Annotated in this window: 8 protein-coding genes; 5 read left to right on the top strand and 3 right to left on the bottom strand. The window is 71.4% G+C overall.

Going from position 1 to position 10,316, the window contains the following annotated elements:
* The 3 genes from FV229_RS05360 to FV229_RS05350 all read left to right on the top strand — a co-directional run.
* On the top strand, positions 1–2,595 hold a 2,595-nt coding region (locus FV229_RS05360; protein WP_246688057.1), incomplete at its 5' end, for a DNA translocase FtsK.
* 223 nt (positions 2,596–2,818) lie between these two features.
* Complete coding sequence (locus FV229_RS05355) at positions 2,819–3,781, top strand: outer-membrane lipoprotein carrier protein LolA (RefSeq protein ID WP_147750964.1); 963 nt, start codon at positions 2,819–2,821, stop codon at positions 3,779–3,781.
* Positions 3,782–3,938: 157 nt separating this feature from the next.
* Entirely contained in the window at positions 3,939–4,409 is a 471-nt protein-coding gene (locus FV229_RS05350) for a cupin domain-containing protein (RefSeq protein ID WP_147750963.1), read from the top strand.
* A 156-nt stretch (positions 4,410–4,565) separates the two neighbouring features.
* Here FV229_RS05350 and FV229_RS05345 read toward each other — a convergent pair whose 3' ends face one another.
* The gene (locus tag FV229_RS05345) at positions 4,566–5,285 is read right to left on the bottom strand and encodes a lysophospholipid acyltransferase family protein (protein ID WP_147750962.1); all 720 of its coding nucleotides are present in this window, start codon (positions 5,283–5,285) and stop codon (positions 4,566–4,568) included.
* Positions 5,286–5,460: 175 nt separating this feature from the next.
* Here FV229_RS05345 and FV229_RS05340 point away from each other — a divergent pair, with 175 nt between their 5' ends.
* Positions 5,461–6,270 (top strand): exodeoxyribonuclease III, encoded by an 810-nt coding sequence (locus tag FV229_RS05340; RefSeq protein ID WP_147750961.1) that lies wholly within the window; start codon positions 5,461–5,463, stop codon positions 6,268–6,270.
* 208 nt (positions 6,271–6,478) lie between these two features.
* Here the strand turns inward: FV229_RS05340 and FV229_RS05335 are convergent, their stop codons facing one another.
* Positions 6,479–7,921: an amino acid permease gene (locus FV229_RS05335; RefSeq protein WP_147750960.1), complete on the bottom strand. Its 1,443-nt coding sequence runs from the start codon at positions 7,919–7,921 to the stop codon at positions 6,479–6,481.
* 317 nt (positions 7,922–8,238) lie between these two features.
* Positions 8,239–9,486 carry a phosphoglycerate dehydrogenase gene (gene serA / locus FV229_RS05330; protein WP_147750970.1) on the bottom strand — a complete coding sequence of 416 codons (1,248 nt, stop codon included), beginning with the start codon at positions 9,484–9,486 and terminating at the stop codon, positions 8,239–8,241.
* 504 nt (positions 9,487–9,990) lie between these two features.
* Here serA and rpsO point away from each other — a divergent pair.
* Positions 9,991–10,260 carry a 30S ribosomal protein S15 gene (gene rpsO / locus FV229_RS05325; RefSeq protein WP_147750959.1) on the top strand — a complete coding sequence of 90 codons (270 nt, stop codon included), beginning with the start codon at positions 9,991–9,993 and terminating at the stop codon, positions 10,258–10,260.
* Positions 10,261–10,316: the final 56 nt, after the last annotated feature.

The raw sequence follows: 10,316 nt of genomic DNA, 5'->3' as shown, positions 1-10,316 counted from the left end.
GAGCTGTCGGCCGCCACCGCGCCCGCGCCGGCCGAGGCCCGCGACCTGTCCGAGCTGCCCGATTGGTCCGACGTCCAGCCCTGGTTCGAGGCAGGCGACTGGTCCTCCGCCGAGGCCTGGGCGGCGATCCGGCCCGGCTCCGCCGAGGGCGGCGACGCCGCGCAGGAGGTTTCGGCCGCGATGCCGGCCGAGCCTGCGCCGGCCGAGCGATTCGTTTCGGTGCCGGTGGACATCTCGCATCTACGCTCGCTGCCGCCTGCGCCGGTCTACGTCCTCGACCGCCTCGTGCGCTTCGATCGCCCGCTCCGCCCCGAGCACGGGCAGGACAACGCGAGCCAGCACGACGTCGTCCAGGACGACGCCGGCCAGGACGGCCTCGGCCACGGCGGCGACGCGGTGATCGCCGCCGCGGTGCCGGCGCTCTCGGTGCGCCCGGCGCTGTCGCTGGTGTTCGGGCCCGGAACCCCCCTCCCCTCTCCGGCCGCGATCCACGAGGTCCGCCGCGCCCCGGTGCTGTCGGCGATGGCCGCCCGCGCCGCGATCCGTCCCGCGCGGCCGACGGAGCCGGCCCTGCTGCCGGCAATCGTCGACCTCGAAGCCGTCCAGCCGGAATACGAGGCCGCGTTCCAGGCCGCCGCGCCGGCCTTCGGCGCCGAATCCTTCGCGCCGAGTTTGGCGATGCCGGCCGCCGCGCCGCCCGTGGTCCTGCCGATCGTGCCGCGCCCCGTGCTGCTGCGCGGCAAGGCCGCCCCGGCCCCGGCTCCGGCCCCGGCTCCGGTCGAGGTCGCGCCGGTGCCCGAGCCGACCTTCGAGGCGCCTTCGGAGCCGGTCTTCGAGCAAGCCTTGGAGCAAGCCTTGGAGCACGCCTCGGAGCAAGCCTTCGAGCCGGTGGTCGAGGCCCCGGCCGCGCCGGTCGCAGCGATGCCGGTCGTCGGCCGCCCACACCTGATCGCCGCCGGCCGTCACCTCGCCATCGCCTCGGTGGAGAACGCCGACTACGAGCTGCCCGCCCTCGACCTGCTCGCCATGCCCGTGCCCGGCGAAAGCCCGGAGGTCGACGCCGACGTGCTGGAGCAGAACGCGCTCAACCTGCAGCAGACGGTCCAGGATTTCGGCGTGCGCGGCGACATCCTCGCGGTGCGCCCCGGCCCGGTCGTGACCCTCTACGAGCTGGAGCCGGCCCCCGGCACCAAGTCCTCCCGCGTCATCGGCCTGTCGGACGACATCGCCCGCTCGATGTCGGCGGTCTCGGCCCGCGTCGCCGTGGTGCCCGGCCGCAACGTGATCGGCATCGAGCTGCCGAACGAGATCCGCGAGACGGTGTTCCTGCGCGAGCTGCTCTCGGCGCCGGACTTCTTCGCCAGCAAGCACAAGCTCGCGCTTTGCCTCGGCAAGAACATCGGCGGCGAGCCGATCATCGCCGACCTCGCCCGCATGCCGCACCTGCTGGTGGCCGGCACCACCGGCTCGGGCAAGTCGGTGGCGATCAACACCATGATCCTCTCGCTGCTCTACCGGATGAAGCCGGAAGAGTGCCGCCTGATCATGGTCGACCCGAAGATGCTGGAGCTGTCCGTCTACGACGGCATCCCGCACCTGCTCTCCCCCGTCGTCATCGACCCGAAGAAGGCGGTCATCGCCCTCAAGTGGGCCGTGCGCGAGATGGAGGAGCGCTACAAGAAGATGTCCAAGATCGCGGTCCGCAACATCGACGGCTACAACGCCCGGATGGCGGAGGCGCGCGCCAAGGGCGAGACCATCACGCGCACGATCCAGACCGGCTTCAACCGCGAGACCGGCGAGGCGGTGTTCGAGGACGAGGCGATGGACCTCTCGGCCCTGCCCTACATCGTGATCGTGGTCGACGAGATGGCCGACCTGATGATGGTGGCCGGCAAGGACATCGAGGGCGCGATCCAGCGCCTCGCCCAGATGGCGCGGGCGGCCGGCATCCACCTGATCATGGCGACGCAGCGTCCGTCGGTGGACGTGATCACCGGCACGATCAAGGCGAACTTCCCGACGCGGATCAGCTTCCAGGTGACGAGCAAGATCGACTCGCGCACGATCCTCGGCGAGATGGGCGCCGAGCAGCTCTTGGGCCAGGGCGACATGCTGTTCATGGCCGGCGGCGGCCGCACGACGCGCGTGCACGGGCCGTTCTGCTCGGACTCGGAAGTCGAGAGCGTGGTCGCCCACCTCAAGCGCCAGGGTCGGCCCGCCTACCTCGAGGCGGTCACCGCCGACGACGGGTCGGAGGACGCGCCCAAGGGCAAGGGCAGGGGCAAGGCCGAGGCGGTCGAGACCGAGGTCGAGGAGGCCGACCTTCCGGTGTTCGACGTCGGCGCCTTCGTGGCGGCGTCGGGCGGCGAGGCCGGCGACCTCTACGAGCAGGCGATCCAGGTGGTGCTGCGGGACCGCAAGGCCTCGACCAGCTACATCCAGCGCCGCCTGCAGATCGGCTACAACCGCGCCGCCTCGATCATGGAGCGGATGGAGATCGAGGGCATCGTCGGCCAGGCCAACCACGCGGGAAAACGCGAGATCCTGGTCGAGGGCGCCCCCCACGCCGCCAGCATGTACGACGACGAGTAGCCGGCACGCGGCGTCGGCCCGAAACCGGGCCGGCGTCGCATCTTCGCCACAGGGTGCCGCTCTAACGGCGCCCGACGACGCACCCGGATACCCGGCGCCCCGAGCGGGCGTCCCGGCGCGACGGGCGTTTCGCGCGCCACGACGCCCTCGCGCGGCGACGTTTGCACGCCGGACGCCGACCATCGCTTGCGGGACGCCGCACCCGCCCAGGAGACGCCTGTCCATGCTCGGCCGCCGCACCCGACTTGCCGGATCGCTCTTCGCGCTCGCGGCCTGGATCGCCCCGGTCGCGCCGGCCGACGCGCAGGTCAGCAGCTTCCTCGACGGCCTGTTCGGCCGCAAGGAACAGCCGGCCCCGGCGCCAGAGCCGGAGGCGGCGCCGGCTCCCTCGCCGACGCCGGCCGCGCCCGCGAAGAAGACGGTCGCCAAGCCTGCGGCCAAGGATTCGACGAAGGACGCGACGAAGGAATCATCGAAGGACGCCAAGGCCCGCTCGGCCGAGAAGCCCGGTGCCGCCAAGCCGGTCGCGGGCAAGCCCTCCGCGGCGGACGCGAAGGTCGCCGCCGTCGGCGCGCCCGCCCCTGCCCCGGCCGGCGCCTCGGACGAGTCGCCGGACGCCGCCACCGTGCTGTCCCAGGCCAACGCCTACTTCAACGGCATGGGCACGCTCACCGGCTCGTTCATCCAGATCGCCGCGGACGGGCGGCGCATCGGCGGCAAGCTCACCATCGCGAAACCCGGCCGCCTGCGCTTCGACTACGATCCGCCCTCGCCGCTGGAGGTCGTGGCCGACGGCACCTCGGTGGCGGTGCGCGACCGCAAGCTCGCGACCCAGGATCTGTACTTCATCGCCCAGACGCCGCTGAAATTCCTGGTCCGCGAGAAGATCGACCTCGCCCGCGACCTCACCGTCACCGACGTGTCGAACGATCCCGGCGGCGTCCGCATCAGCCTGGAGGACCGCGCGACGCTGGGCGGCACCTCGAAGATCCAGCTGTTCTTCGACCCCGACGTGAAGGTGCTGAGCCAGTGGCGGATCACCGATCCGCAGGGCTACCTCACCACCGTGCAGCTCTCGAACCTGCAGCGGGGCAAGGCCGTCGACGGCAACCAGTTCTTCATCAATTACGGCCGCCCCGAGGACAAGGCGATGCAGGAGCGGATCAAGCAGTCGCAGACCCCGTGAGGTTTGGCGCGGCGAGGATTCCTTAACGCTCTCCGCATCGATCCGGGGACAGGCGCCTTGAAGCGCGGCGATTGCCGCCCAGCGCCGCCGCGGTGAACCCGCCGTCAACGCGCGCCGCCCGATCGTGCCCCTCGTTCGATTCGATCGGGGGTACGACATGGAAATCGCCAGGCTTCTCCACACCTTCGCAGGGCCCGTCGCCGCGTTCCTCGCGGTGGTGCCGGGCTTGCGCCGACCGGCCGGCCCGCCGCCGCCGGTGCTGGCCGGGCCGACGGTGACGAACGTCGACTTCCCCGCCGGCCGGCCGCCGGCCGCCGGCTACTGGCCCGAGCGGTCCTGCATCCTCTCCGGCCGCCCGGAGCAGACCGCGACCTACGTCTACGAGAGCCCCGACAAGCTGTTCGCCGCCGGCATCTGGACCTGCCGCCCGGGCAAGTTCCGCATCGACTTCGGCCGGGACGAGTTCATCCACCTGCTCGAAGGCGTCGTGATCGTCACCGACGCCGAGGGCACCGCGAAGACCTACCGGGCCGGCGACGCCTTCGTCACGCCGAAAGGTTTTTCCGGCACCTGGGACGTGATCGAGCCGGTGAAGAAGCACTTCACCTATTACGGCGCCGTCGACTGAAGCGCCTTACGCGGCCCGGGGATTCCAGCCAGGGCGGTCGCTGGAAGCCGCGTTCGCGGCTTCAGGGCGCGAAGAGCGCCCCGCGGAGCGGAAGCCCAAGCCCGCGGATGCGGGCGCCGGCGATTGAGGCCGCAATGAAAAACGGGGCAAGCGCTGTCAGGCGATTGCCCTGGGACGCCAGCGATCGAGCTCGCTGTCGATCGCGCCCTCGGTGCCGCGCATGAACTCGGCCGCCGACAGGCCCGGCGCCAGGGGGGCGAGGTAGCTCACCGTCACGGTGCCGGCCCGCGTCGAGGACCCGGTCGGCCAGTACAGCCCGGAGTTGACCGCCACCGGCAGCACCGGCAGGCCGAGCCGCCCGTACAGCAGCTCGACGCCGCGCTTGAACTGCAGCTTCTCCGCGATGGTGCCGCGGGTGCCCTCGGGGAAGATCAGCACCGAACGCCCGTCGGCCACGGCGGCGCGGCTCTCGTCGATCATCGTGCGCAGGGCCTGCGTGCCGTTGGCGCGGTCGATGATGATCATCGGCGAGCGGCGCAGGAACCAGCCGACCACGGGGATGGCGACCAGCTCGCGCTTGGCGATGATCGCCACGTCGGGCACCAGGATCAGGAAGGCCAGCGTCTCCCAGGCCGACTGGTGGTTGGCGACGATCAGGCAGGGCTCGTTCGGGATGCGCTCGCGCCCCTCCTCGACGTAGCGCAGGCCGCAGATCGTGCGGAGCCCGAACAGGATGCCGCGCGCCCACAGGCGCGTCGCCGCGCGGATCGGCCGGACCGGCGAGCCGGAAGCGGCCAGCACTGCGAGCGGCGCCAGGAACAGAGCGGTCCAGGCGGCCCAGTAGGCGTTGAACAGGACGGAGCGGATGCGCGGCAAGGGCGATGTCTCTGGCGTGTCGTCTAGCGGGGGGCGAGCGGTGGTCCGTGCGCGGACATACTCCGTCGTCCTGGGCTGAGCACGCCATTTCCGCGAGGGCCCCGGTCGCGGCGTCGATCGCACGGCCGAATCGCGCTATCCAGCCGCGTCCCCCCGAGAACCGCGAGCGTTTCCGTTGCGCCTCACCGTCACGTCCTGGAACATCAATTCGGTGCGCCTGCGCATCGACCTCGTGCTGCGCTTCCTCGCCGAGGCGAAGCCCGATGTGCTCTGCCTGCAGGAGACCAAGTGCCCGGACGACGCCTTCCCGCTGAAGGCCTTGCGCGGCTCCGGCTACGAGAACGTCGTCTTCGCCGGGCAGAAGGGCTACAACGGCGTCGCGATCCTCTCGCGGTTCCCGCTGATCACCCGCGACGTGATGAGCTTCTGCGAGCGCCAGGACGCGCGCCACATCTCGGCGGTGCTCGGCCCCGAGGCGGGCGCGGCCGCGGGCATCGCGTTGCACGATTTCTACGTGCCGGCCGGCGGCGACGTGCCCGACACCGCCCTCAACCCGAAATTCGCGCACAAGCTCGACTTTCTGCGCGACCTGCGCGCCTGGGGCGGGCGCCGGACGAAGGGGCCCGCGATCCTCGTCGGCGACCTCAACGTCGCGCCGCTTGAGCACGACGTCTGGTCGCACAAGCAACTCCTCGACGTGGTGAGCCACACGCCGGTCGAGACCGAGGCGCTCGAACTCCTGCGCAACGAGGTCGGCTGGGTCGACACCGCGCGGCTGCTGGCCCCGCCGCCCGAGAAGATCTTCACGTGGTGGAGCTACCGCTCGCCCGACTGGGCGGCCGCCGACAAGGGCCGGCGCCTCGACCACGCCTGGGTCTCGCCGGACCTTGCCGACACCGTGCGCAAGGTCGAGGTCGCGCGGGGCGTCCGCGGCTGGGAGCGCCCGTCCGACCACGCGCCCGTGACGCTGACGCTGGAGCTCTGACCGGAACGCGGACGGGCTCGGCGCATTGCACCCTCACACGCTCGTGAAGAAGGTTCGCCGACCCCATGCGAAAGATCCTGCTCGCCTTCCTGCTGCCGAAGGTCGTCTCGTATCTCCGCCGCCGCTACGGCGGCGGGCAGACCCCGCACCGCCGCTCGTTCTGAGCCCCCGCACCCAGCCACGGGGGCATGCCCCCTGTGGTCCGGTTTCAGCCTGACGCCTGCGACGCGCCCGCCCTCACCCGGCGGGCGTTCCTGCGTCCGTAGCCCGCGTAGAGGGCGAGGCCGAGCGCGAGCCAGATTGCGAGGCGGATCCAGGTCTCGCCCGGCAGGCCCGCCATCAGCAGCAGGCACGACAGGATGCCGAGGCCGGCCACCAGCGTGACCGCCGGGACCCGGAACGGGCGCGGCCGGTCCGGCTCGGTCCGCCGCAGGATCAGGACCGCGGTGCAGACCAGCACGAAGGCGAACAGCGTGCCGATGCTGACGAGTTCGCCCAGCTCCTCGATCGGCACGAGGGCGGCGACCAGCGCGGTGAGCCCGCCGATCGTCGCCTGGCTCAACATCGGCGTGCGCGTCGTCGGGCTCACCCGTGCGAACAGGCGCGGCAGCAGGCCGTCGCGGGCCATGGCGTAGAACACCCGCGCCTGCCCGTAGAGCGCGGTCAGCGTCGCGGTGGTCAGCCCGACCAGCGCGCCGAGCTTGATCGCGACGCTGAAGCTGCCGAGCCCGATCGCGTCGATCGCCCTGGCGATCGGGTCGGCGACGTTCAGCGACCGGTACGGCACGAGGCCGGTGAGCACCGCGGCGACGGCCACGTAGAGCACGGTGCTCACCGCCAGCGACCCGAGCAGCCCGATCGGCGCGTCGCGCTGCGGATCACGGGTCTCGCCGGCGGCGGTCGAGACCGTCTCGAAGCCGATGAAGGCGAAGAACACCACGCCGGCCCCGCGCAGGATGCCGCTCCAGCCGAATTCCCCGAAGGTTCCGGTGTTCTCCGGGATGAACGGGTGCCACAGTTCCGGCTTCAGGTGCGCGGCGCCGACGCCGACGAAGCCGAGGATGATCGCGACCTTGAGGGCCACCATCGCAGCGTTGACCCACGAGGCCTCGCGGCTGCCCCGCATCAGCAGCGCCGTCAGCGCGAGGACGATTCCCGCCGCCGGCAGGTTGACGAGGCCGCCTCCCCCGGGCGCTGCGGCGAGGACCGCGGGCAGGCGCAGGCCCGCATCCGCCAGCAGGCTCTGCGCGTAGCCCGACCAGCCGACCGCGACGGTGGCCGCGGCGAAGGCGAATTCCAGGACGAGGTCCCAGCCGATGATCCAGGCGCAGAGCTCGCCGAGCGTCGCGTAGGTGTAGGCGTAGGTCGAGCCCGGCACCGGGATCATCGCGGCGAGTTCCGCGTAGCACAGCCCGACGAAGGCGCAGGCGATGCCGCCGGCCACGAACGACAGCGCCAGCGCCGGCCCGGCATATTGCGCGGCGGCCGTGCCCGTGAGGACGAAGATCCCCGCCCCGATCGTCGCGCCCAGGCCGATGCAGACCAGCCCGAACGCCGACAGGTCGCGGGCCAGCGCCGGGCCGTCTTCGTCGTCATGCGCGGCGACGAGCGCGGCGACGGATTTCTTCGTGGCGAAGAGGCCGGTGCTCATGGGATGGCGTGGTCCGAACCCGCGGGCGATGCGCGAGGCTGCTGCAAGAGCCGCGCCAGCGATAGCCGCGTCGGGCAATGAATCTTCGCGCGCTCCGCGATCAGGCTCCGGCCGGCTGCGGAGGCGAGCGCGGGTCCCTTCTCCCAGGGGGAGAAGGACAGGATGAGGGGCGTGCCCTGTCCTGAGAGGTCACGCCCCTCACCCCGACCCTCTCCCCATGGGAGAGGGGGTCGCGCGGTGCTTCGAACGATCCATCCGGTGCTGTCATGCCGCGATGGACGTCAGTTCGAAGGCAGCGCGACGCACGACCGCCCCCCTCAGCGCCGCTCGTACAGCAGCCGCGCGCGGATCGTGCCCGGGATCGCGCGGATCTCGGCGAGCAGGGTCTCGGCGTCGGCGTTGGTCGCGTCGGTCTCCAGCACCACGTAACCGACCTCGCCGTCGGTCTGGTAGAACTGGCCGGCGATGTTGATGCCGGCGCTGGAGAACACCGCGTTCAGGCGGTTGAGCATGCCGGGCAGGTTCTGCTGCACGTGGATGAAGCGGGCGCCGGTCGGCCGCGGCGGCAGCTGCACCTGCGGGAAGTTCACCGCGCCGATCGTCGAGCCGATGTCGGAATAGTCCACGAGCTTGCGCGCGACCTCTGCGCCGATGCGCTCCTGCGCCTCCTCGGTGGAGCCGCCGACATGCGGGGTCAGGATCACGTTCTCCAGGCCCTGGAGCGGCGAGACGAAGCGCTCCTGGTTCGAGCCGGGCTCGACCGGGAACACATCGACGGCGGCGCCCGCCAGGTGCCCGTCGCGGAGCGCGCGAGCGAGCGCGTCGAGGTCGACGACGGTGCCACGGGCGTTGTTGATCAGGTAGGCGCCCGGCTTCATCGCGCGGATCTCGGCCTCGCCGATCATGTTGGCGGTGGCGTCGGTCTCGGGCACGTGCAGCGAGACCACGTCGCTCTGGGCGAGCAGGTCGGCAAGCGAGGCGGTCGGCTCGGTGTTGCCGTGGCGAAGCTTGTCGGTGTGGTCGTAGAAGACCACCCGCATGCCCATGGCCTCGGCCAGCGTCGAGAGCTGCGTGCCGATGTTGCCGTAGCCGACGATGCCCAGCGTCTTGCCACGCACCTCGACGGAGCCCGTCGCCGACTTGTCCCACTGGCCCGCATGCGCCCCGACCGAGCGCGGCACGATTCGGCGCAGCAGCATCACGATCTCGCCGATGACGAGCTCGGCCACCGAGCGGGTGTTCGAGAACGGCGCGTTGAACACCGGCACGCCGCGGCGGCGGGCGGCGTCGAGGTCGACCTGGTTGGTGCCGACCGAGAAGCAGCCCACCGCGAGCAGCCGGTCGGCCGCGTCGAGGGCGGCCCCATCGAGCTGGGTGCGCGAGCGGATGCCGAGGATGTGGATGCCCTTCAGGGCCGCGTGCAGGGCGTCGCGGTCGAGCGCCTTCGGCAGGCGGACCAGGTTGGTGTAGCCCGCCGCCTGCATCAGGCCGACGGCGCTGTCGTTGATGCCTTCGAGCAGCAGCACCCGGATCTTGTCCTTCGGCAGGGACAGCCGTTCCGGCAGGACCAGCGTCTCGGGGGGCAGTTCGTGGTTCATGGTGCGATCGGTCATGTGGCGAGAGGCGCGTCGCGCCGCGATCCGGCAGCGTTAGGAGCCGCAATGCCGCGAAGCAACGACGCGTGGGGATGGCTGGGATGCATCCGCGCGCCGTTATATCCGGCCTGGGCCTGCGGCTCCGGGCGCGAAGAGCGCCCCGCGGAGCGAAAGCCTAGGCCCGCGGAGGCGGGCGCCGGCGACTGAGGCCGAAGGAGAACAAGGCAAGCGCTTTCGAGCGGTCGACCGCGTGCCCGCGCCGGGCTGGCGTCGGCGAGGGTTTCGTGTATGGTCCGCGCGGCCTCGGCCCGGCGACGGGCGGGGCCGAAACCGCTTGGGCCAACGACCCTGCTGGACGACATCCCGGCATCGGCCAAGATCCGAGCACGACCCGAGCCTGCCGACGCGCAGCCCTCCCGTTTCGGAGGGGCGACCGCACGGCACCTCCGAACACCTCACCTGAAAGGCACTGCGATGTCGATCTCGGCAGAGCGCAAGACCGCGCTCATCAAGGAATACGCGACCGTCGCCAAGGACACCGGCTCGCCGGAGGTCCAGGTGGCGATCCTCACCGAGCGGATCACCAACCTGACCGCCCACTTCAAGACCCACGGCAAGGACAACCATTCCCGCCGCGGCCTCCTGAAGATGGTCTCGCAGCGCCGCTCGCTGCTCGACTACGTGAAGCGCCGGGACGAGGCCCGCTACCGCGGCCTCATCGAGCGCCTCGGCATCCGCCGCTAAGCACTGCACGCGGTTCCGAGCCCGGCTCGGGACCGTTTTTTATGGAAAGCATTTTT

Source organism: Methylobacterium sp. WL120 (assembly GCF_008039465.1).
Lineage (GTDB): Bacteria > Pseudomonadota > Alphaproteobacteria > Rhizobiales > Beijerinckiaceae > Methylobacterium > Methylobacterium cerastii.
The sequence above is the reverse complement of the archived record's forward strand: the minus strand, read 5'-3'. Positions and strand labels throughout refer to the sequence as shown.

Coding starts and splice junctions, on each gene's coding strand:
- rpsO (WP_147750959.1), top strand. CDS start 9,991: ATGTCGATCTCGGCAGAGCGCAAGACCGCGCTCATCAAGGAATACGCG.
- FV229_RS05335 (WP_147750960.1), bottom strand. CDS start 7,921: ATGAGCACCGGCCTCTTCGCCACGAAGAAATCCGTCGCCGCGCTCGTC.
- FV229_RS05350 (WP_147750963.1), top strand. CDS start 3,939: ATGGAAATCGCCAGGCTTCTCCACACCTTCGCAGGGCCCGTCGCCGCG.
- FV229_RS05355 (WP_147750964.1), top strand. CDS start 2,819: ATGCTCGGCCGCCGCACCCGACTTGCCGGATCGCTCTTCGCGCTCGCG.